The 21041-nt window shown below is 59.6% G+C and carries 21 protein-coding genes; 7 read left to right on the plus strand and 14 right to left on the minus strand.

Going from position 1 to position 21041, the window contains the following annotated elements:
- Window positions 1-22: 22 nt before the first annotated feature.
- The 3 genes from ABJ076_RS21585 to ychF are packed head-to-tail and all read left to right on the plus strand — an operon-like array spanning window position 23 to window position 2484.
- Window positions 23-667, plus strand: coding sequence for a 50S ribosomal protein L25/general stress protein Ctc (locus ABJ076_RS21585; RefSeq protein ID WP_348194927.1), 645 nt, complete (start codon window positions 23-25; stop codon window positions 665-667).
- 56 nt (window positions 668-723) lie between these two features.
- Window positions 724-1377, plus strand: coding sequence for an aminoacyl-tRNA hydrolase (pth, locus tag ABJ076_RS21590; protein ID WP_348194928.1), 654 nt, complete (start codon window positions 724-726; stop codon window positions 1375-1377).
- A gap of 3 nt (window positions 1378-1380) precedes the next feature.
- Entirely contained in the window at window positions 1381-2484 is a 1104-nt protein-coding gene (gene ychF, locus ABJ076_RS21595; RefSeq protein ID WP_348194930.1) for a redox-regulated ATPase YchF, read from the plus strand.
- Between the two features lie 12 nt (window positions 2485-2496).
- Here ychF and ABJ076_RS21600 read toward each other — a convergent pair whose 3' ends face one another.
- Both ABJ076_RS21600 and ABJ076_RS21605 read right to left on the minus strand, forming a co-directional pair.
- The gene (locus tag ABJ076_RS21600; RefSeq protein WP_348194931.1) at window positions 2497-3369 is read right to left on the minus strand and encodes a bile acid:sodium symporter family protein; all 873 of its coding nucleotides are present in this window, start codon (window positions 3367-3369) and stop codon (window positions 2497-2499) included.
- A 97-nt stretch (window positions 3370-3466) separates the two neighbouring features.
- Window positions 3467-4051 (minus strand): Ada metal-binding domain-containing protein, encoded by a 585-nt coding sequence (locus ABJ076_RS21605; RefSeq protein WP_348194933.1) that lies wholly within the window; start codon window positions 4049-4051, stop codon window positions 3467-3469.
- Between the two features lie 126 nt (window positions 4052-4177).
- On the opposite strand from ABJ076_RS21605, the gene ABJ076_RS21610 reads away from it, so the two are divergent.
- Window positions 4178-5092 carry a DMT family transporter gene (locus ABJ076_RS21610; protein ID WP_348194935.1) on the plus strand — a complete coding sequence of 305 codons (915 nt, stop codon included), beginning with the start codon at window positions 4178-4180 and terminating at the stop codon, window positions 5090-5092.
- Here the strand turns inward: ABJ076_RS21610 and ABJ076_RS21615 are convergent.
- Window positions 5070-5555 (minus strand): ATP-binding protein, encoded by a 486-nt coding sequence (locus ABJ076_RS21615; RefSeq protein ID WP_348194937.1) that lies wholly within the window; start codon window positions 5553-5555, stop codon window positions 5070-5072. The genes ABJ076_RS21610 and ABJ076_RS21615 overlap by 23 nt on opposite strands.
- 264 nt (window positions 5556-5819) lie before the next feature.
- On the opposite strand from ABJ076_RS21615, the gene ABJ076_RS21620 reads away from it, so the two are divergent.
- Both ABJ076_RS21620 and ABJ076_RS21625 read left to right on the plus strand, forming a co-directional pair.
- Window positions 5820-6488: a dienelactone hydrolase family protein gene (locus ABJ076_RS21620; protein WP_348194939.1), complete on the plus strand. Its 669-nt coding sequence runs from the start codon at window positions 5820-5822 to the stop codon at window positions 6486-6488.
- A 258-nt stretch (window positions 6489-6746) separates the two neighbouring features.
- The gene (locus tag ABJ076_RS21625; RefSeq protein ID WP_348194941.1) at window positions 6747-8357 is read left to right on the plus strand and encodes a cation:proton antiporter family protein; all 1611 of its coding nucleotides are present in this window, start codon (window positions 6747-6749) and stop codon (window positions 8355-8357) included.
- Between the two features lie 40 nt (window positions 8358-8397).
- Here the strand turns inward: ABJ076_RS21625 and ABJ076_RS21630 are convergent, their stop codons facing one another.
- Window positions 8398-10035 carry a long-chain-fatty-acid--CoA ligase gene (locus ABJ076_RS21630; RefSeq protein ID WP_348194942.1) on the minus strand — a complete coding sequence of 546 codons (1638 nt, stop codon included), beginning with the start codon at window positions 10033-10035 and terminating at the stop codon, window positions 8398-8400.
- Between the two features lie 183 nt (window positions 10036-10218).
- On the opposite strand from ABJ076_RS21630, the gene ABJ076_RS21635 reads away from it, so the two are divergent.
- Window positions 10219-11046, plus strand: a complete 828-nt coding sequence (locus tag ABJ076_RS21635; protein ID WP_348194943.1) for an SDR family NAD(P)-dependent oxidoreductase — start codon at window positions 10219-10221, stop codon at window positions 11044-11046.
- A 145-nt stretch (window positions 11047-11191) separates the two neighbouring features.
- Here ABJ076_RS21635 and ABJ076_RS21640 read toward each other — a convergent pair whose 3' ends face one another.
- The 10 genes from ABJ076_RS21640 to ppk2 all read right to left on the minus strand — a co-directional run bounded on the left by ABJ076_RS21640 (window position 11192) and on the right by ppk2 (window position 21020).
- The gene (locus ABJ076_RS21640; RefSeq protein ID WP_348194945.1) at window positions 11192-11443 is read right to left on the minus strand and encodes a hypothetical protein; all 252 of its coding nucleotides are present in this window, start codon (window positions 11441-11443) and stop codon (window positions 11192-11194) included.
- Window positions 11444-11605: 162 nt separating this feature from the next.
- The gene (locus ABJ076_RS21645; protein WP_348194947.1) at window positions 11606-12604 is read right to left on the minus strand and encodes an MDR family oxidoreductase; all 999 of its coding nucleotides are present in this window, start codon (window positions 12602-12604) and stop codon (window positions 11606-11608) included.
- 3 nt (window positions 12605-12607) lie between these two features.
- Window positions 12608-13141, minus strand: coding sequence for a GNAT family N-acetyltransferase (locus ABJ076_RS21650; protein ID WP_348194949.1), 534 nt, complete (start codon window positions 13139-13141; stop codon window positions 12608-12610).
- Between the two features lie 10 nt (window positions 13142-13151).
- The gene (locus ABJ076_RS21655; RefSeq protein WP_348194952.1) at window positions 13152-14318 is read right to left on the minus strand and encodes an acetyl-CoA acetyltransferase; all 1167 of its coding nucleotides are present in this window, start codon (window positions 14316-14318) and stop codon (window positions 13152-13154) included.
- Window positions 14319-14556: 238 nt separating this feature from the next.
- Entirely contained in the window at window positions 14557-14973 is a 417-nt protein-coding gene (locus ABJ076_RS21660) for a hypothetical protein (protein WP_348202596.1), read from the minus strand.
- Window positions 14974-15320: 347 nt separating this feature from the next.
- Complete coding sequence (locus ABJ076_RS21665) at window positions 15321-16649, minus strand: dihydroorotase (protein WP_348194956.1); 1329 nt, start codon at window positions 16647-16649, stop codon at window positions 15321-15323.
- Between the two features lie 145 nt (window positions 16650-16794).
- The gene (locus tag ABJ076_RS21670; RefSeq protein WP_348194957.1) at window positions 16795-17346 is read right to left on the minus strand and encodes a tetratricopeptide repeat protein; all 552 of its coding nucleotides are present in this window, start codon (window positions 17344-17346) and stop codon (window positions 16795-16797) included.
- A gap of 39 nt (window positions 17347-17385) precedes the next feature.
- Complete coding sequence (gene glcF, locus ABJ076_RS21675) at window positions 17386-18699, minus strand: glycolate oxidase subunit GlcF (protein WP_348194960.1); 1314 nt, start codon at window positions 18697-18699, stop codon at window positions 17386-17388.
- A 14-nt stretch (window positions 18700-18713) separates the two neighbouring features.
- Window positions 18714-19937, minus strand: a complete 1224-nt coding sequence (locus tag ABJ076_RS21680; protein WP_348194962.1) for an FAD-binding protein — start codon at window positions 19935-19937, stop codon at window positions 18714-18716.
- 36 nt (window positions 19938-19973) lie between these two features.
- Window positions 19974-21020 carry a polyphosphate kinase 2 gene (gene ppk2 / locus ABJ076_RS21685; RefSeq protein WP_348194964.1) on the minus strand — a complete coding sequence of 349 codons (1047 nt, stop codon included), beginning with the start codon at window positions 21018-21020 and terminating at the stop codon, window positions 19974-19976.
- Window positions 21021-21041 lie beyond the last annotated feature (21 nt).

The raw sequence follows: 21041 nt of genomic DNA on the forward strand, positions 1-21041 counted from the left end.
AACATTTTTATTGGAGAATAAAATGTCTGATGTGATCGCACTGAGCGCCCAGACGCGTGACCGGGTCGGTAAGGGGTCCGCCCGTGCCGCCCGTCGCGCGGGGCTCATCCCGGCCGTAATCTACGGTGACAAGAAAGAGCCGGTTTCCGTGACCGTGGAAGAACGCGCACTGACGAAGCTGCTTCATCAGTCCGGCTTCTTTTCGACCCTGATCGACCTCGACGTCGACGGCAAGAAGCACAGCGTGCTCGCCCGTGACGTGCAGCTGCACCCGGTCACTGATCGTCCGGAGCATGTTGATTTCCTTCGGGTCAGCGCCACTTCGACCATCACCGTCGAAGTGCCGGTTGAGTTCATCAACGAAGCAGAATGCCCGGGCCTCAAGGTCGGTGGCGTTCTTAACATTGTGCGGCACGAAGTCGAAGTCAGCTGCCGTCCGGACCAGATGCCGTCCTCACTGACGCTTGATCTGTCCGGTTGGAATGTCGGCGACAGCATCCACATCAGCGCCATCAACCTGCCGGAAGGTGTCACCCCGACGATCACCGATCGAGATTTCACTGTGGCCACTATTGCTGCGCCGTCCTCGATGAAGAGCGAAGCCAGCGACGCCGAGGGTGATGCCGAAGATACGGCTGACGAAGCCAACACCGAGTCCGAAGACTAATCGGCCGCGCCGTGCCCGCCTCCTCGTGAGGCGGTCCGGCGGGAGGGGACCGAGCGATGTTTCTGTTCGTCGGCCTTGGCAATCCCGGGGCGAAATACGAGCTGACGCGCCATAATATCGGCTTTCTCGTCGCTGACGAAATTGCCGCGAGCTATGGCTTCGGTCCCTTTCGTTCACGTTTTCAGGCCCTCACCGCCGACGGTCATGTCGGCGGTGAGAAGGTCTTGCTGATGAAGCCGACCACCTTCATGAACGATTCCGGCCGCGCGGTCGGCGAAGCGGTCCGGTTTTTCAAGATCCCTCTCGAGAACATCATCGTCTTCTATGACGAGATCGACCTTGCTCCCGGAAAACTGCGCGTGAAGCGCGGCGGCGGGTCTGGCGGGCACAACGGTATCCGCAGTCTCGACGCCCATATAGGCAAGGAATACTGGCGCGTCCGGCTCGGTGTCGGCCATCCGGGCGACAAGGATCGGGTGAAGGACTACGTACTGCAAGATTTCGCCAAAGCGGAGCGCACCGGCTGGCTTTCGAAACTCGTTCCCGCAGTTGCCGACGAGGCGGACCTTCTGGTCCGCGGTGATGATAGTGGTTTCATGAGCCGTGTCAGCCAGGCCGTGTTCCCGCAGCGTCCGAAGCCGCCGAAACCGAACAACAAGCCGGACGCAGCCAAAGCTGACGGCGCCAGCGATAACAGTCAGGAAAACTAGATCATGGGCTTCAAGTGCGGCATCGTTGGCCTGCCGAATGTCGGCAAATCCACACTCTTCAACGCGCTCACCGAAACGGCAGCGGCGGAAGCGGCGAATTATCCGTTCTGCACGATCGAGCCAAACACGGGCCGCGTTGCGGTGCCGGACCCACGTCTCGAAAAACTGGCCGCGCTCGCCAGCTCAAAGACCATCCTGCCGACACAGCTTGAATTCGTCGACATTGCCGGTCTCGTGCGCGGCGCTAGCAAGGGTGAAGGCCTCGGCAACCAGTTCCTCGCCAACATCCGCGAAGTCGACGCCATCGTGCACGTACTGCGCTGCTTCGCTTCGGACGACATCACCCATGTCGAAGGATCCGTCGACCCGCTCCGCGATGCCGAAACCATCGAGACGGAGTTGATGCTTTGCGATCTCGACAGCCTCGAACGCCGGGTCTCTCCGCTGGAGAAGAAGGCAAAGTCCGGAGACAAGGACGCGAAGATCCAGGTCGCCATCATGACCAAACTTCTGGAAGCCCTGCGCGACGGGAAACCCGGCCGCTCTATCGATGACTGGAGCCCGGAAGAGCAGAAAATCGTCGCTACCCTGCAGCTTCTGACCACCAAGCCGGTGCTTTATGTCTGCAATGTCGACGAGGAAAGCTCGGCCGAAGGCAACGAATACTCCGCCAAGGTGTTCGAGATGGCGAAAGCCGAAGGCGCCGTCGCCGTTGTGATCTCGGCCGCAATCGAGTCGGAGATTGCACAACTCGGCACCGCGGAAGAGAAAGCCGAATTCCTGGAAACCCTTGGCCTCGAAGAGACCGGGCTTGCCCGCGTGATCCGCGCCGGTTACAGCCTGCTCGACCTGCTGACCTTCTTCACGGTCGGCCCAAAAGAAGCCCGCGCCTGGACCGTTGGCCGGGGCGCTAAGGCGCCGAACGCGGCAGGCGTCATCCATACCGACTTCGAGCGCGGCTTCATCCGGGCGGAAACCATCGCGTATGACGATTTCGTTGCCTGCAGCGGCGAGAGCGGCGCCAAGGAAGCCGGCAAAATGCGGGTTGAAGGTTCGGAATACCTGGTGAAGGACGGCGACGTCTTCCACTTCCGCTTTAACGTCTGACTTCGGCGGCCTTCACTCAGCATCAACGGTGGGTGTCAGCTTCCGCCGGGCCAGCGTAAGAAACAGCAGCCCGGTCGCGAACATGATCAGGCTGTATGTTGCCGCTGGAATGACGTAAACGCCGCCGCCAAAGATCAGAACACCCACCGCGATGGCGAGGGTGCCGTTCTGAAGCCCGCATTCGATACAGATCGAAATACGCTGCTCCGGCCCGCTGCCAAGGGCCCGGGCACCAAGGAAGGCGAGCAGCATCATGACAACGTTCAGCGCAAGCGTGACCAGTCCCGCTTCGGCGAAATACGCCACCACGTTTTCCCGCTCCTGAAGAATTGCGCCCGCAAGGACGAGCACGAAGAACAAGGTCGAGAGCTTGGTGGCATAAGGCGCGCCTCGGTCCGTCAAACCGGGCACAAAGCGACGCACTGCCATGCCAAGCAAGACCGGTACTGTCACGATCAGGAAAATGCTGACGGCGGTTTTACCGATCGAGACTTCCCCGTCCAGTGCCTCACCGACAATCTGTTGATAGGCCATGCCAAGAATCAGCGGGATGGTCACCACGCTGAGCAAACTCGCGACGGCAGTCAGCGACACCGAAAGCGCAACGTCTCCTCTTGCAAGCGAGGTCAGAAAATTCGATGTCACGCCGCCCGGCGCCACGGCGATCAACATCACGCCCATCGCGATTTCCGGCGCCAAAGGCCAAATGGAGACCAGAAGACAACCAACAAGCGGCAACAGCAGCATCTGGAAGCCCAGCCCAACCAGCATGTCACGCGGCTGCGTCAGTAATCGGCCGAAATCGGAAATCCGGAGCCCCAACCCCAAGGTGAACATCATGAAGGCCAGGACCAAAGGCAGGACGATGTCAGTGACGATCCCCATTTCGAACCTCATTTTCGATTTTGACCGCCGCTCGGCGTGCCGGGAATTTCCCCAATATCACAAAGGCTTCATGAAGGCTTCAAAAGGATAGACAGCATCAACGCTTGATCGTTTTCCGTAGCGAAGATGGCGCCCTGCCGTACAACGCCCGGAACACATCGTTGAACCGCCGGATGCTCTGAAAGCCGGCGGCGAAGGCAATCTCCGACATCGGCATTTCTCCGAAATCGATCAGCCGTTTCGCCCGCTGCACTCTGACCGTGGCCGCGACCTGGGCCGGGCTTGCCCCGGCATGCCGGGCAAAAAGCCGGCACAGGTGCCGCGCACCAATCCCGAGGCTGTCCGCCAATGCCGTGACCTGTTTGTCATCGAGATAACCCGCTTCGATCATCCGCATCGCCCTGCCGACAGTGGCAGCGGTGCCGCGCCATGCCGGGCTTCCCGGCGCGGCCTCGGGTCGGCATCGCAGGCATGGCCTGAACCCGGCATTCTCCGCAGCCGCTGCGGTCGGGTAGAAGCTGACATTGGCGGACTTTGCTGGACGAACCGGGCAGACCGGCCTGCAATAGATCTTCGTGGATCGCACACCGGAAAAGAACAGGCCGTCAAATGCCCGGTCCCGCGCCAGACGCGCCCTGTCGCATGTCTCGGGATCGGGGAAGTCTGTCTCGTCGGATTGCATAGCGACATGATCCTCCGGAGATCCTCGCAACGCTAGCCGGAATCGGACTCGATCCCGGGATGACAGCCGAATACAGCCAGCAAGACCACAACGCGGGTGCGACAAAAGGTTAACCGGAGGTCTCCCATGTTGCACAAAACCCCGAATATCGCTGCCGAAACCAGCCTGCTCGTACTGCTGTCCTTTCTCTGGGGTGGCTCTTTCACCCTGACCGAAGTGGCGCTCGATACCGTGCCACCCGCCAGCATCGTCGCCGCGCGTCTCACCATCGGCGCGGGTCTTCTCGTCCTGAACGCACTTTGGATACGGTTGAAATTCCCGAACACGATAGCCTCCTGGTCCGCCTTGCTGATGCAGGGCATCCTGCAAAGTGCCTTGCCTTTCACATTGATCAGCTGGGGACAGACCCGAATCGACAGCGGTCTGGCAGGTTTGCTGAACATTACGCCGCCGCTCTTCGTCTTTCTGATCAGTCTGATCCTGCTCGGCGACCGTGCCAATCTCGGCAGACGCTTCACCGGCACAGTAATCGGCTTTGCCGGTGTTGCGGCAACGCTTGGCCCCGCCGCCTTCGCCGACGATCAGGGCTCCGTCCTCGGGCAGCTTGCAATCACCGGCGCCAGTCTCAGCTATGCCCTGGCCGCTCTCTTCGCCCGACGCTTCTCCGGCCAGCCTCCTATCCTGACCGCAGCCTGTTCCATGAGCATGGCAGCGGCAATTATGGTCCCGGCGGCGTTCCTGACCGACCAGCCCCATACCCTCTCCCCCAGCACCGAGGGCCTCGCGGCAATCCTTGGCCTCGGGTGTTTCTCAACCGCCATCGCCATGGCAATCTATTTCCGGCTGGTCCGCACGCTTGGTCCGCTCGGCGTCACGACCGGCAGCTATCTCAGGGCTGGCTTCAGCATGCTGCTCGGGGCATTCCTCCTCGGAGAAGCGCTCTCCGGTGCACAGATGCTCGGCTTCGTCCTCATCCTGCTTGGGGTCGCGGTGACGACGGGCCAGATCCGGTATCCGCTCAGAGTCCGCCATGCACAATGACGGCAATCCCCTCATCCGGCTCCGGCGTCTCGAAGTATCGGGAGACCAGGTCGAAATCGTCATCGCTCGGCGCGAAAGCATGTGTCCCGCTCGCATTACGCTTACGGAGACGCTCCCTGCATCGCGCATCGGGCAGGTCGAGATAATGCAGGATCGGCAGGACCTCCGCCTCTTCGGCTACGCCCCGCATCCAGGCTCGCAATCCCCGAGTATTGGCCGGAAAATCCAACACCACTGACGTACCGTCACGCAGCAGGGAGACTAGGTGCGGCTCCATGACTGCCCGCAGCCGGGCCGAAAAGCGGACGTAATCGTCGAAGCAGTGCAGCTCTGGCCCATAGAGGGTGCTCATCCAGTCATCCTCGCTGATCAGCAACGCGTCGGATTGACCAGACAGGCGTTTGGCGAAAGTCGATTTACCAGCGGCGATCTTGCCGCAGAACAGATGCAATATGGTGGACATGGCGCTTTACCGTTTCCGGGTCGGGAATCCCGGCTGCGGGCGTACCCGCGGGTTTTGGAACAAGGGTTTACGATGACCCGGCCTGTTGGTCAGACCGGGTCGGTAATAACTCGGCGCACCACGAGGGTCGCCACCTTGTTCACAAGCGCGTTCATGCCTTTTGACTAGCGCATCACGCGCGCTCCGTCACGCAGAAACCACTTTGCTATCTGCGGACGCTGTCTCTAGAGTCCGCCGCACGGAGCCAAGCCACGGGAGGGACTGATGGGCGAATTCATGCAATTGACGGCGTCGGATGGGCACAAATTCGACGCATATCTGGCGCAGCCGAGCGGCAAGCCTCGCGGCGGCGTCGTTGTGGTGCAGGAGATTTTCGGCATCAACGCACATATTCAGAGCGTGGTGGACGATTATGCGGCCGAGGGATACCTGGCGATCGCGCCGGCCCTGTTCGACCGGATCGAGCCGAAGCTCGAACTCGGTTATGAAGCCGATGACATCGAAAGAGGCATCGACTTGAAAGGCCGTAGCGAAACCGACCCTGCATTGCTGGATATCGCCGCGGCACGGGACACGGTCGCCGCAGCGGGCAAGGTCGGCGTGGTCGGCTATTGCTGGGGCGGGTTCCTCGCCTGGCTGGCCACGACCCGGATCGACGGCTTTGCCGCTGGCGCGAGTTATTACGGAGGCGGCATCGGCTCAGTTGCAGAAGAGAAGCCGAAATGCCCGGTAATCTTCCATTTCGGTGAGCAGGATCACGCCATCCCCATCGAGGATGTCGACAAAGTGAAAGCGGCCCATCCGGAACTGACCGTCAACATGTACCCGGCCGGCCACGGCTTCAATTGCGACCACCGGGGAAGCTTCGATGCCACCAGCGCGAAGGTCGCCCGCGAGCGCACAATCGCGCTTTTCAACGCGCATATTGGCTAACACACGTCCGCTCGCCATTATCGCGGAGTCTGACAAGGCTCCGCGATAGATCTGGCACATTAGGTTTGAAGCCAGCAGAGCGGGGCTGCTCTTCATAGCCCGCGCGGTCCAGTAACAGCATTCAGAATGTCCAAGTGAGATTTATCGAGGTGTCAGGCTCGCAATCTCTTACAATCATCTGGAGCGGCTTGAAAATTCCTCGGTAATTCGGCTGATTGTTCAGCGCATATCCGATGTCTTGTAGGTGAGCATAGACGGTTGGACTCTTCCATCATTGCAATCGATTACCGAGATCCGGCATGGATCGGGATAGCATTTTTATCCGGATTGCTATTCCGCCAGATCAGCCTGCCGCCAATGGTCGGGTTCTTAATCGCCGGCTTCGTATTGCACCTTTTCGGCGCTGAAAGCGGTCCGTTCCTTATTTCCATAGCGGATATGGGTATCACCCTGCTGCTTTTCACCATTGGCTTGAAGCTGAGATTGAACACCTTGCTGCGCCCGGAGATCTGGGCGACCACAAGCCTGCATATGGGCGCGACGATTATCATAGCCGCCGCATTTATCGCGACGCTGGGCTGGGCCGGTTTTCTTCTATTCGAGGGTATGGATTATCAGACAGCGCTGATCATCGCGTTCGCCCTGTCTTTTTCGAGCACCGTCTTCGCCGTCAAAACCCTGGAAGAGCGGGGCTCACTGATGTCGCGCTATGGTCAAGCCGCGATCGGCATCCTGATCATGCAAGATATCGCCGCCGTAGTTTTCCTCGCCTTCTCCGCAGGAAAACTGCCTTCTATCTGGGCGTTATCTCTCCTCGCCCTTATTCCCGCGCGTCATATGTTGGGTTACCTGATGGAGCGGAGCGGTTATGGAGAACTGCTGACCGTTTTTGGATTCAGCGTGGCACTCGGCGGCGCTGCACTATTCGAATCTGTGGGCATGAAGGGCGATCTTGGCGCACTGGCAATGGGGGTGCTTCTGGCGGGTCACACCAAGACCAAACACCTCGCCAATATACTGATGAACTTCAAAGATGTGTTTTTGGTCTGTTTCTTCCTGACCATCGGGCTCACCGGTCTGCCAACATGGGAAACCGCAGCGACTGCTATGGTTTTGCTGATTCTCATTCCGATTAAAACACTCCTGTTCACTTGGCTTTTGACGAAGTTTCGGATGCGCGGCCGGGGTTCGACGTTTGGCGGGCTGGTCCTGGGCAACTATTCCGAATTCGGCCTGATCGTTATCGTCATCGCCATTGGCGCGGACTGGCTAGCAGGCGACTGGTTGACAGTCATCGCTCTGGCACTGTCCATTTCCTTGATTATCTCCTCGACCATGAATGTTTACGCGCTGGAGATTTACAGACGTCTCAGCGAGACCGTGGCACGATGGGAAACTCGAAAACGCTTAATCGGTGACGAAGATATCGATCTCGGCGGGCACCGCATTCTGATCTTTGGAATGGGGCGTGTCGGACGAGCCGCATATGATGAAATGCGCACCCATGCGGAAGACAAAATCGTCGGGATCGATCTGGATGAAACACAGGTTGAGCGAAACTGCGATGAGGGGCGCAACGTTGTCCTCGGCGACGCCACAAATTCCGAATTCTGGTCTCGTCTCGTGACCCCTCATGCGGACATCGAAATGATCCTGCTCTCGATGTCGAAACACCAATCCAATATCGATGCCGCAAAGCAGATGCGTGAGCGCGGGTATAAAGGCCCCATCGTCTCCACATCGCTTTTTCCGGACCAGGAACAGGAACTCCTGGAAAACGGCATCGACGAGGTTTTCAACATCTACGAAGAGGCTGGAAGCGGCGCCGCGACGCGCATGTACGGACTGTTGGAAAACCAACGGCCTTAACAAACAGCTGTCTGTCATTCAGCCGAATGACTTCACACCGTCATATGCCGGGTAGCGTGTAGTCGCTGAACTGCTCGCGCAATGCCATCTTGGACAGTTTTCCCGTCGCTGTATGCGGAAGCGCGTCTACAAAGACGACATCGTCCGGCAACCACCATTTCGCGACCCTGTCGCCAAGGAACGCTTTCAGCTCTTCAGTGGTAACGTTCGCGCCACCCTCCAGTACCGCGATCAAAAGCGGCCGCTCCACCCATTTTGGATGCGGCACTGCAATCACTGCACATTCGGCAACGTCCGGATGCGCCAGCGCCGCACTTTCCAGGTCAATCGAACTTATCCATTCCCCGCCGGACTTGATGACATCCTTGGTCCGGTCGACAAGGAACAGGAAGCCCTCAGGGTCTATCCGGGCCACATCGCCGGTCTTCAGCCAGCCCTCTTCATCGAACGCACTGGCCGTAGCAGTCTCGTCATTGTAATAGGCGCTCATAACAGCGCCGCCCCGCACAAGCAGCTCTCCAAAAGCGACGCCATCATGGGGCAGCCTGCCCCCATCTCCGTCGACGATCTTGAAATCGACCCCAAAAGCACGACGCCCCTGTGAAGTCTTGAGCTCCATCCTGTCGTCTTCAGGCAGGGCGCGCTGCCGGGCATAGAACGAATTGACCGAGCCGACCGGGCTCATTTCGCTCATCCCCCAAGCCTGAACCACCGTGACTCCGAAATCCTTTTCAAACTCCTCGATCATCGGTTTCGGCGCAGCCGAACCACCGACAAGCACGCACTCGAAGCCTTCAGGTTTTCGTCCATGTTTCCGCATTTCCGCGAGCAGGCCGAACCATACCGTCGGCACGCCCCAGCTCGTATTGACCTTCTCCTCATCCATAAAAGCGAAAAGCCCCGCCCCATCGAGACGCGCGCCGGGAAGAATGAAATCGGTGCCGACCAGAGGCGCGGCGAAAGGCAAACCCCAGGCATTAACATGAAACAAGGGCACAACCGGCAGAAGCGAACGCTCCGGGCTGAGGCCTATGCTTTGTCCGACAGCGAGAAGCCCCATGGTATGGATCAACGTAGAGCGATGGGAATAGAGCACGCCCTTCGGATTGCCGGTCGTGCCCGACGTATAGCAGAGTGCGGACGCCTGCCGTTCATCAAGGTCAGGCCAGATGATGGTGTCCAGCTGTCCTTTAAGCAGATCCTCGAATGCCAGAACGTCCAGTGCGGTTTCAGGCAGGTCTTCCGCCGCGCACATCACGACATAACGCAGGTCGGTGGGAAGCCTGTCCGCCAGCTTTTCAACCTGCGGCAGGAAACTGGTCTCCAGAAACAGAATCCGGTCTTCTGCATGGCTGACGATATAGAGAATCTGATCCTCGAACAGCCGCGGGTTGATCGTATGGCAAACCGCGCCGATGCCTGAAATGGCATAATAAAGCTCGAAGTGCCGGTACCCGTTCCAGGCCAGTGTCGCGACCCGGTCGCCATCCTTGATACCGAGTTGCCGGAGTGCATGGGCAAGACGAGATACCCGTTTATGCGCGTCTGCATAACTGTATCGATGCACGTCGCCCTCGACGCGCGCCGATATCACGCGCGCATCACCGTGAATCTCAGCAGCAAAATCAAGAATGCTCGGAACCGTCAGGGGACGGTCCATCATATTGCCTGGCAGCATGTATTTCCTCCCTCGCGCATGCCCGCTCTCCGGCCGACTGTGCTGCGATCTGTTAAGACTCTAGCAAAGCCGGACCGTGATTGAACAGTGTCCCGCGTTGCCGGACAGGAGGGTCAGGGGCATAATCCACGTCAATATTGAACAAAGGCCCGAAAACGGGCATGCCTATAAGGGGAGAACGTCATGACACATCCAGCATTCACCAAAGGAAACGTCGCGGTCATCACAGGAGCGGCCTTGGGAATCGGGCGAGCAGCCGCGCTGAAGTTTGCAGAAATGGGCCTGAAGGTCTGTCTGGTGGATTTGCCTTCGAAAGATCTTGAGGAAGCAACGGCGGCGGTGACGGCAAATTCGGACAACCCCGGCTCGGTTATCGCCATGGCCACAGACGTTTCCGATCCCGGCGCAATGCAGGAACTCGCGGCCAATGTGCAGAATAAGTTCGGCGGCGCAGACATCCTGCTGAACAATGCCGCCTCTCGCGCCGGACGAGGTTTCGACGCCGATATCGAAGACTGGCGACAGCTCATCGAAGTCAATCTCTGGGGGGTGATCTACGGCACGCGCGCCTTCCTGCCCGGTATGAGGGAGCGCGGCACGCCTGCCGTCATCGTCAATACCGGCTCCAAGCAAGGCATTACCAACCCGCCGGGCCATACGGTCTACAATCTCAGCAAGGCGGCGGTGAAGTCCTACACGGAAAGCTTGGCCCACGAGTTACGCAGCAGCGGCGCCGACCATGTGACGGCGCACCTGCTGGTGCCGGGCTGGACAACAACAGGCAAGAGCGAACATCGGCCAGGCGCCTGGCTGCCTGATCAGGTGATCGAGCGCATGGTGCAGGGCATCGACAAAGACTCCTTCTACATCATCTGCCCCGATGACGACGTCACAGAGGAAGATGATCGCCGCCGTATGCTCTGGGGCGCGGGCGACATGACGGAAGATCGCCCGGCGCTCTCCCGCTGGCATCCAGAGTGGAAGGATGCATTCGAGAGCTTTACCCCGTGAAGAGTCCACATTTCGTTGTCTGGGCACCCTTGAGGGATAAAGTTCGCGCCGGACAGGATGAGAGACGCAAGGGGGGGAGCTGCCTCAGATTGATAGGCACCTGAATGTTTTGTGCCCAGACACAGCGTAATTGACCTTCTGAGAATCAAATCTCCCGATAGCTGTCCCCCGGATTGTTACCTTGGTAGACTTGCAGACTGGTCGTACCGAGGTCGTCCAAGGTGGCCGGTGCGTTCCCATTCGGGAGATTTTCATTGATCCTCGTGAGTGAATCCAGCTTCGCATCAGTTACAAAAGCTTTTGCCAGATCTTCATCATGGACCCGTATATCTCGTTTGTATTTCTGTTGATATCCGGTGGGATCATAGCTGACAGTCACATTGCACCATTTAGCCATGGAGTTTCGTCCTTTCCCGATAGGTTTCCGAGCATCTGTGCTGCGTATCGCCAGATTACGACAACAAACAGATGCTATTTTCGGAAGACGCCTCCTGGCGAAATTAGTGAAAAGAGTATTTGCAGGCCAAGCCGACAATTGGATGAAATAGCGCCCCGATCTTCAACCGCCCGCAATCTCGACAACGGTCCGGCCGCGCACCGCACCCTTGAGGATTGCCTTTCCAAGTTCCGGCAGGTCTTCCATCGTGTGGCGCTCGATCATGTGATGCAGCTTCCGCATCGGAAGCTCCTTCGCGATCCGCTGCCAGACCTGCAGCCTGCGCTCTTTCGGGCACATCACGCTGTCGATACCGAGGATGCCGACACCGCGCAGCAGAAAAGGCAGCACGGTGGTATTCAGATCGTTCCCGCCGGCAAGGCCGACCGCCGCGACAGCACTGCCATATTTCATCTGGGTCAGCAGGTTCGAAAGCGTCACCCCGGCGACATTATCGATACATCCGGCAAACCGTTCGGCCGCCAGCGGGCGTGATGGCGCCTCTGCCAGCTCCGCCCGGTCGATCACCTCGGAGGCGCCGAGATCGCGGAGATAATCCGCCTGCTCCGGACGTCCGGTCGATCCGGCGACGCTGTAGCCAAGGTTGGCGAGTATCGCGGTGGCGACACTGCCGACGCCACCGGCCGCACCGGTAACCAGCACCTCGCCCTGATCCTTCGACATGCCATGCCGTTCCAGCGTGTCCACTGCCAGCATCGCGGTGAACCCGGCAGTACCTATAGCCATGGCATCGTCGAGCCCTATCCCCTCCGGCAGCTTGACCAGCCAGTCGCCCTTCACCCGGGCCAGTTCGGCATATCCGCCCCAGTGCATCTCACCAACGCGCCAACCGGTCAGCACAACCTTGTCGCCCGGCTTGAAATCGGGATTCTCGGAAGTCTCGACGGTGCCAGAGAAGTCGACGCCCGGAACATGCGGATAATTCCGCACCAGACGGCCGATCCCGTTCAGCACCATGCCGTCCTTGTAGTTCAGCGTGGTATAGGCGACACGCACAGTGACATCGCCGTCCGGCAGGTCCGTCACCGGCACCTGTTCGATCGCCGCTGTGACCTTTTTATCCGCCTCGCGCAACAGCACAGCTTTGAATGTATCGCTCATTTTTCACTCCCCTGCTCCGAATGGCTTTCGCATCGCCACCCGTTTTTCACTCGGAAAATTCGCTACTTCCGATTGCCAGGCGAGCCGAAGTGGCTCGTCCATTTCGTTCGGTGCCACGATGCTGAAACCGATGCGCTCATAATAGGGCGCATTCCACGGCACATCGATGAAGGTTGTCAGGCTAATGTTTGGAATGCCTCTGCCCGCGAAGAAGCGCTCCACCGCATCCAAAATTGCAGCCCCTCGGCGTGCCCCGGCATGATCCGGATGCACGTCAAGTTCACGCAGATGCAGCCCATCGCCCAATATTTTGAGGTGTGCCACCCCAACCGGCCGGTCGTCGGCATCGACCGCAACCCAGAGCCACCAGTTATCCTGCGCCGCAGCCAAAGTCTCCGCGTCGTCAACCGGATCACCGGCTGCTTCTGGATAGGGTGTTTCAAGAAACATGCGGCCCGCCGCCCGCTGGATGTCCCGGACGATTTCGATCTCGTCCGGGCGCGCCAGCCGGCACGGGCCGCCGGTATTGTCCGTCATTGCAAGCCTTTTAGCGCAGCGGCTCGAGGATTGAGACATAGTTCGCCACGGCAGCCCCGCCCATATTAAAGATACCGCCCATCTTGGCGTCCTTGATCTGCATATCTCCGGCATCGCCGCGCAGCTGCATGGAGGTCAGGACATGCATGGAAACGCCGGTGGCGCCGATCGGATGTCCCTTGGCCTTCAGGCCGCCGGACGGGTTGACCGGCAGCTTACCGTCCTTATGGGTCCAGCCTTCCTTCACGGCGCGCGCACCCTGCCCCGGTTCAGTCAGGCCCATCGCTTCGTACTCGATCAGCTCGGCAATGGTGAAACAGTCATGGGTCTCGACAAAGCTGAGATCGTCCAGACCGACACCGGCAACACCGAGTGCCTGCTTCCAGGCTTCACCACACCCCTCGAACTGGATGATGTCGCGCTTGGACAGAGGCAGGAAGTCGTTCACCTGTGCTGCGGCCCGGAAGGCGATGGCCTTGTCGCGGCCAAGCGCGGTCTCGACATCGGTCAGCACCAGTGCGGCGGCGCCGTCGGAGACCAGCGAGCAATCGGTCCGCTTCAGCGGGCCGGCGACAAACGGGTTTTTCTCGGACTCGTTACGGCAGAACTCGTAGCCGAGATCCTTGCGCATCTGGGCATAGGGATTATGCACGCCGTTGGCATGGTTCTTCGCCGCGATCATGGCGAGCGCATCGGACTGATCGCCGTGGCGCTGGTAATAGGCCTGGGCAATCTGACCGAAGACACCGGCGAAACCGCCCTCGATGCCGGCCTCTTCCTTCAGATAGCTCGCCTTCAGCAGCGTCTCGCCGATCTGCTTGCCCGGCAGCTTGGTCATCTGCTCGACACCAACGCAGAGCACGACGCGCGCTTTCTTTGCGGCAATCAGGTTAAGCCCCTGATGCACCGCCGCACTGCCCGTGGCGCAGGCGTTTTCGACACGGGTCGCCGGTTTGAACCGGAACGCGTCGGAGCTCTGAAACACCAGGCTCGCAGTAAAGTCCTGGGGCGAGAAACCGCCATTGAAATGGCCGAGATAGACGGCATCGACGTCTTTCGGCTCGAAGCCGGCATCAGCCACGGCTTCCGCCGCGACCTTGACGATCATGCTCTCAACATCTTCGTCCTCATGCCTGCCAAACGGCATATGGGACCAACCGACGATACATCCGGTCATAAGACCTACTCCCTGATTTTCTGCGCCGTCCGTATACGGCTTGGATTCTCCCTAGCAGAAATCCGGGAGGAGTCCCACACTTCAATGCTGCACTGCGGAATGTAAGCGGGGCCAAGCTGATCAGATAGGCGCCCGTTTTGGCGCCACAAGAGTTTTATTTCTGCCGGTAGGCGCTGTCGCTGTGATCACGAAATCCGGTGAATAAACGCGTTGCAGCTCTTCACGTGCTGCAAAGCTCTTAACCATCAACGCGGGTGTAGGAGATAACCACCGCTACGTCGGTCTCAGGGTCCGGTGGCTCACCGAAAGCACGCATTGGCCCGTCAGTGATTTGTGGCGCGTTCAGACGCGAAGGCCTCACATGCTGAAGACGAGAAACTTTACAACGATTTTTCTCCATAACATCCATCTGGTAATCGATGAATTTAAGACCATCGTCATTCAACTCGGCTGTGAGCCAGTGCGCGGCGGTGATCTGGCCCGGCCCAAGCAATACTTCCCATCGGCCAATCATATAAGCGAACCGTGTCCCCGACGGGCAGGCCTCCATTAACGTCCTGGCGTCATCCAGAGCCAAAGGCTGATCGGACGATCCCATTAGGTCTACGATCACTTCAGCGCCACCGGTCTTGATCCGGCTAAGGACGAGAAGCAATCCGTTCACCTGATGGTCAAGAGTTTCCCGGCCGTTCGACGCCGGTGGCCGTTGCTGTTCCCCTTCCCAATAAGCACCTAACATCTCATCGACGGTTGAAGGAGGCGCCCAATTCTTGGGAAAATTGGACCGGAGAGCTTTGGTACAAGAGGTGTAATTTCCCTTGTCCAGAACACCGCAGATCGTGCAGAGCGCGCAATTTGAAACCGCTTCGCATACCTTGTCTGCATCATTTACAGGATTTAGAACCGGCATGTTCTGTCCCTCTCCGCATCATCCTTTGGCGAAGAGACGCAATAGACAGGGTTCAGTGAACGATTAAGTTCGAGCCGGACGGATCCGGAAGCTCACAGGGTTTCGACGAACCTGACCGGCGCACCCGACGCCTTGCCGATTAATTCGTCCTCTCGCATGACGATGTTACCCCGCACCAGCGTCGCCATCACCCAGCCAGTCACCTGCTTGCCGTCATAGGGCGTCCAGCCGCATTTGCTGGCGATCCAGTCATTCGTGATGGTGCGTTTCGCCTTCAGATCGACGATGGCGAAATCGGCGTCATAGCCGCGCGCGATCCGGCCTTTGCAGGCAATGTTATAGACCCGCTGCGGGCCGGCCGATGTCAGCTCGACCAGGCGGCGCAGCGACAGCCGGCCTTCGTGCACATGGTTCAGCATGTTGACCAGCAGGGTCTGGACCCCGGTCATCCCGCTCGGCGTCTGCGGATAGGGCTTCGCCTTTTCCTCCAGCGTGTGCGGCGCATGGTCGGAGCCGATCACGTCGACCACGCCCTGCTCGATGGCGCGCCAGAGCGCATCCTGATGATGCTTCTCGCGCACTGGCGGGTTCATCTGGGCGAGAGAACCCAGCTCCTCATAACAATCGGGCGCCACCAGGGTCAGATGGTTCGGCGTCACTTCGACCGTCGCAACGTCCTTATTGGCGGCAAGAATGTCCATCTCCTCCGCCGTCGTCACATGCAGGACATGAACGGGCCGCCCAGCATCGCGGGCGAGTTTCAGAATGCGATTGGTCGCGAGCACGGCGGTTTCCTCGTCGCGCCAGATATTGTGAACGCGGGGGTGCCCCTCTTCATCGGCGATATGCTTCCGCTCTTCCAGCCGGTATTCGTCCTCGGCGTGAACGGCAAAGCGGCGGCGCCCGTCGGCCAGGATCTTCGCCAGGGTCTCGTCGTCCTTGGCCAGCAGGGAGCCGGTCGAGGAGCCCATGAAAATCTTGATACCGGGACAGCCCGGCAGGTTCTCATATTCATGCAGCTTGCCGACATTCTCTGCCGAACCACCAACGAAGAAGGCGAAATCGACCCAGCCTCCGGCCTCCCCCCGGGCGATCTTGTCCGCGTGTGTTTCCGGCGTCAGGGTCAGCGGGTTGGTGTTCGGCATCTCGAAGATCGCCGTCACCCCGCCCATGGCCGCCGCCATGGTGCCGTGCGCGATGTCCTCTTTATGCTCCGCGCCCGGCTCGCGGAAATGCACCTGGGTATCGATCACACCGGGCAACACATGCAGACCAGAAGCGTCGAACACTTCCGCCGCCGATCCGGCATCGAAGCTCCCCAGCCCGGCAATCTTGCCGTCCTTCACCGCAATATCCATCGCCTCGATCGCGCCGAGCGTGGCGACAGTACCGTTCTTGATAATCAGATCGTAGGAGGACATGGGAGCGGGCCTTTCGGGAGAGACGGGAAGCGGGCGCCTAGCGATACAACTGCATGCGGCCACAGACAAGCCGGAGAAAAGCGAATCTTTTTCGTTCTGATACGAGAGACTGGCTGATCCTGAAACAGATCTGTGTCGAGACGGGCTAGAGAGGTTTGCCTGCTTTCAGCTCTTCCAGCGCGTCGAGACGTTCCACGATCCAGGGCATGTGCGGGTTGATTTCAAGTGCGGCGGTGAAGGCCTTGATGGCGCCATCGGCGCTCTCTATCTGCTCGTAGATCAGGCCAAGCCCCGAGAGCGCGCCGAAATGCCTTGGCTCAAGCGCCAGTGTTCGCTCGATATCGCGAACGGAGCCCGCCAGATCGCCCGTGAGATAGAGCAATGTCGCCCGCTTGTTCCAGGCTTCGGCGAAGTCGGGATCGACCTCCAGGATCGTCCTGAATATCCCGATAGCTTGTTCAAGCCGTCCCGCATTCATCAGAAATACGCCACGCTGGAAGCGGAGATCGATTTCCGCGTCCGAACCGTGCTGGGACCAGATCGCCCAGATCTCTCGTTCGATAGGGCGGGCTTCGGCGGCCGACGCAGCCGACTTGAGGTCCGCGAATAACGGATCGAGCCGCGTATCTGTCTGATCCGCCAAAACCGGAGGGGAAAGGAAGATGGCGAACAGGGCCGCGAGGATCAGTCTCAGCATAAAACCGACATAGATCCCGATCCGACTCTGCCAAGGGTTTTACGATAACGCGTTATCGAGCGCCTCCGGCTTCGGCCCGCCAGTCGCCCAGTCGAGCAGTTCAACCGTATGCACGACCGCTACGCCGCTGCCCGACGCAATCTGCGTGATGCAGCCGAGATTACCCGCTGCGATCACTTCTGGCGCAGTCTTGGCAATATTGGCCAGCTTGCGGTCCCGTAGGCGGGTGGCGATTTTCGGTTGCAGCATGTTGTAGGTGCCTGCCGAGCCGCAGCAGAGATGCCCTTCTGGCACATCCTTTACGGCAAAGCCCGCCTTGCGCAGCAGAGCTTGCGGCAGGCTCTTGATCTTCTGGCCGTGCTGCATGGAACAGGCGGAATGATAGGTCACCCGCAACCCGTCCCCGGCGCTGCTCTCCGGCAGGTCGAGATCCGTCAGCAGCTCGGTGATGTCCTTCGCCTTGCCCGCGATCCGCCCCGCCTTCTCTGCATAGGCCTTGTCCTCGCGCAGCAGGAAACCGTAATCCTTCACCGTGGTGCCGCAGCCGGACGCATTGATGACAACCGCATCAAGACCGCCTTCCTGCTCTTCCAGCGCCGCCCAGGCATCGATATTCGCGCGGGCCGAGGCCATGGCCGCCTCTTCCTTACCCATGTGATGGGTCAGCGCACCGCAACAGCCGGCATCTTTCGGCACCACTACCTCGACATTGTGGCGGGTCAGCAGGCGAATGGTCGCATCGTTGATCGACGGCGCCAGTGCTTTCTGGGCGCACCCGGCGAGCATCGCCACCCGGAGTTTGCGCGGACCCGCCGCATCATGTGTGCCGATTTTTTCGAGCGGGCTGCGTGCGGGAAGCTGTTTCGGCGCAAGGGACAGCATGGCCTTAACACGGCCACCTAACGCATCGCCAAACAGCCCGGCGAACGGTCGCGCCATCGCCGCCCCGAGCAGGGCGAAGCGAAACCGGTTCGGGTACGGCAGAAGCCAGGCCAGCAGGGAACGCAAAGCCCGATCAAGCAGAGGCCGGGTATAGGTCTCCTCGATATGGGCGCGGGCATGATCGACCAGATGCATATAGTTCACACCGGACGGGCAGGTCGTCATGCAGGAGAGGCAGGAAAGGCACCGATCAACATGCCGAACCACCTCGTCATTGGCGGGTTTGTCATTCTCCAGCATATCCTTGATCAGGTAGATCCGGCCGCGTGGGCTGTCCAGTTCGTCGCCGAGCAGCACAAAGGTCGGGCAGGTCGCGGTACAGAAACCGCAATGCACGCACTTGCGCAGGATGCTCTCAGATTCCTTGACCGCCGGGTCGGCGAGCTGGGCGAGGGTAAAATTCGTCTGCATTGTATCTCGCCCTCTCAGACGCCCGCATACATGCGGCCGGGGTTGAGAATATGTTTCGGATCGAAACTCTCCTTGAGGCGCTGACTCAACCGGGCAACAGCCTCGGGCTGCGGATGGAAAACCGGAACGGCCGCCCGGATCTCCTGCCCGGCGCGCACCAGCGTCGCATGCCCACCGTCAGCAGAAACGGCGGCGCGCACAACCTCGGCACCTGCGTCATTCGAAACCGGAAGCCGAAGCCAGATCAGGCCTCCGGCCCAGTCGGAGAACCAGGCGGCGCCATCCATCGCGGAGAGCGTTGCCGCGACCCCGGCTCCGGCGGACGGAGGCACCGAAATGCGCCAGACCGGATCTGGCGTAGAGGCGGCCAGGTACTGCACATCGCGCACCTCACGCCAGAAAGCATGACTGTTCATCGTGTGCAGCTCATCGACAGTACCGAAGAGAGACAATTCTGATTTGAGATCAGAACACCTCTTCTCCACGGACGGGCCGAAACCTTCGATGCGCAACGCTGTCACAGATGCTCCGGCACTCTCGATGTAAGAGACAGAAGACTTGGCCGTGAGGCCCACAGGCAAATGAGCCGCAGCGGAGACTTCGTAAGCGCTGTTCATAGCAACGCTCATGGCTTTTACCGCCGCCTCGGCATCGAGGCCGATCACAAGCACGGTATAGATTTTCTCCGGCGAGGGCAGGACCTTCACGTCGATCTTCGTTAACGCCGCCAGCGTGCCGTAAGAGCCGCAAATCACCTTCGGCAGATCGTAACCGGTGACGTTCTTCACCACCCGTGCGCCGGACTTGAACTGCTCGGCCCGCCCGCTGACCGCCTCGAACCCGAGCAGATGATCCCGGGCCGAGCCCGCCTTGATGCGGCGCGGCCCACCGCTATTGATCATCAGCGCGCCGGCGAGACTGCCTCCGGCGGACGCGCCACCGAGAAGTGCGGTCAGGTCCATCGGCTCGAAAGCAAGCATCTGGTTATTCTCGGCCAGCAGCTTTTCCACCTCAGCCATCGGCGTCGAAGGATAGGCAGTGAGCACAAGTTCAGCAGGCTCGTAATCGATCACACCGGAAAGGCCGGACAGGTCCAGCATGGTCTCGGCCTGAAACGGCCGACCGAGGGCACGCTTGCTGGCACGCCCGACAATCTCCAGCGGCTCGCCATTGGAGAGCGCCCAGGCGACCGCCTCCTCAACCTGCTTCGCGTCTTCCGGCTTCAACGTAGATGCCATGTCTCGTCCCTGTTGCCCCGATACGGCTTGCTGCCGCTATTTCGTTTCGTCTGATACAATATTGTCCCGGCTGCGCTTCAGGTCCGGGTGCAGCGATTTTCCGAGGATGTGGTGGCCGTCGCCGACAACATGCGCGCCGGAGCCGACAATCAACGGGTCCGGCCCGCGCACGATCCGCCGGTCCTTGTTGTCGTAGGGCAGGCTGGACAGGAAATGCTGCATACAGGCCAGCCGCGCCCGTTTCTTGTCATCCGACTTGATAACGGTCCATGGCGCATCAGCGGTGTCCGTATAGAAGAACATGGCCTCTTTGGCCTCGGTGTAGTCGGACCATTTGTCGAGCGATGCCATATCAATCGGTGAGAGCTTCCACTGCTTGAGTGGATCCGTCTCCCGCGCCTTGAATCGCCGCTTCTGCTCGTCCTGGGTGACAGAGAACCAGTATTTGAAGAGACGGATTCCGGAGCGGGTCAGCATCTGTTCCAGCACCGGCGTCTGGCGCATGAATTCAAGGTAATCGGCGGGCGTGCAGAACCCCATTACCCGCTCGACACCGGCGCGGTTGTACCAGGAGCGGTCGAACATCACCAACTCGCCCGCCGTCGGCAGATGCTCGATATAGCGCTGGAAGAACCACTGGCTCTTTTCCCGCTCAGTCGGTTTATCGAGAGCAATAACATGGGCACCGCGAGGGTTCAGATGCTCCATGAACCGCTTGATCGTTCCACCTTTGCCGGCAGCGTCGCGGCCCTCGAACAGGATCACGACCTTTTGGCCGGTATCCTGGATCCAGCGCTGCGCTTTCAGCAGTTCGGCTTGCAAACTGGCTTTCTGACGCTCATAGACTGCCCGCTTTATCTTCTCATGATAGGGGTATTCCCCGGTCTCGAAGATGCGGTGAATCTCTTCCTGGCTATGCCGCATTTCGGAGAGGTGATGAAGCGTTTGCCCGGCGGCATCGGTCGCCTCTTTCTGCGCTACATTGTCAGATACAACGCCCTCGGCAGGCACAGGAACGGCTTTGCTCCTGGCCGCGGACCGTGTTCTCCGCTTGGCTGCGGCAGGCTTTGTCATGTCTGTCATATCGATTCTCCCTGATCAACC

Source organism: Nisaea sp. (assembly GCF_039990255.1).
Lineage (GTDB): Bacteria > Pseudomonadota > Alphaproteobacteria > Thalassobaculales > Thalassobaculaceae > Nisaea.

Excerpts from the sequence above, each read along its gene's own strand:
- ABJ076_RS21585 (WP_348194927.1), top strand. The coding sequence starts at position 23 with ATGTCTGATGTGATCGCACTGAGCGCCCAGACGCGTGACCGGGTCGGT.
- pth (WP_348194928.1), top strand. The coding sequence starts at position 724 with ATGTTTCTGTTCGTCGGCCTTGGCAATCCCGGGGCGAAATACGAGCTG.
- ychF (WP_348194930.1), top strand. The coding sequence starts at position 1,381 with ATGGGCTTCAAGTGCGGCATCGTTGGCCTGCCGAATGTCGGCAAATCC.
- ABJ076_RS21600 (WP_348194931.1), bottom strand. The coding sequence starts at position 3,369 with ATGGGGATCGTCACTGACATCGTCCTGCCTTTGGTCCTGGCCTTCATG.
- ABJ076_RS21605 (WP_348194933.1), bottom strand. The coding sequence starts at position 4,051 with ATGCAATCCGACGAGACAGACTTCCCCGATCCCGAGACATGCGACAGG.
- ABJ076_RS21610 (WP_348194935.1), top strand. The coding sequence starts at position 4,178 with ATGTTGCACAAAACCCCGAATATCGCTGCCGAAACCAGCCTGCTCGTA.
- ABJ076_RS21615 (WP_348194937.1), bottom strand. The coding sequence starts at position 5,555 with ATGTCCACCATATTGCATCTGTTCTGCGGCAAGATCGCCGCTGGTAAA.
- ABJ076_RS21620 (WP_348194939.1), top strand. The coding sequence starts at position 5,820 with ATGGGCGAATTCATGCAATTGACGGCGTCGGATGGGCACAAATTCGAC.
- ABJ076_RS21630 (WP_348194942.1), bottom strand. The coding sequence starts at position 10,035 with ATGCTGCCAGGCAATATGATGGACCGTCCCCTGACGGTTCCGAGCATT.
- ABJ076_RS21635 (WP_348194943.1), top strand. The coding sequence starts at position 10,219 with ATGACACATCCAGCATTCACCAAAGGAAACGTCGCGGTCATCACAGGA.
- ABJ076_RS21640 (WP_348194945.1), bottom strand. The coding sequence starts at position 11,443 with ATGGCTAAATGGTGCAATGTGACTGTCAGCTATGATCCCACCGGATAT.
- ABJ076_RS21645 (WP_348194947.1), bottom strand. The coding sequence starts at position 12,604 with ATGAGCGATACATTCAAAGCTGTGCTGTTGCGCGAGGCGGATAAAAAG.
- ABJ076_RS21650 (WP_348194949.1), bottom strand. The coding sequence starts at position 13,141 with ATGACGGACAATACCGGCGGCCCGTGCCGGCTGGCGCGCCCGGACGAG.
- ABJ076_RS21655 (WP_348194952.1), bottom strand. The coding sequence starts at position 14,318 with ATGACCGGATGTATCGTCGGTTGGTCCCATATGCCGTTTGGCAGGCAT.
- ABJ076_RS21665 (WP_348194956.1), bottom strand. The coding sequence starts at position 16,649 with ATGTCCTCCTACGATCTGATTATCAAGAACGGTACTGTCGCCACGCTC.
- ABJ076_RS21670 (WP_348194957.1), bottom strand. The coding sequence starts at position 17,346 with ATGCTGAGACTGATCCTCGCGGCCCTGTTCGCCATCTTCCTTTCCCCT.
- glcF (WP_348194960.1), bottom strand. The coding sequence starts at position 18,699 with ATGCAGACGAATTTTACCCTCGCCCAGCTCGCCGACCCGGCGGTCAAG.
- ABJ076_RS21680 (WP_348194962.1), bottom strand. The coding sequence starts at position 19,937 with ATGGCATCTACGTTGAAGCCGGAAGACGCGAAGCAGGTTGAGGAGGCG.
- ppk2 (WP_348194964.1), bottom strand. The coding sequence starts at position 21,020 with ATGACAGACATGACAAAGCCTGCCGCAGCCAAGCGGAGAACACGGTCC.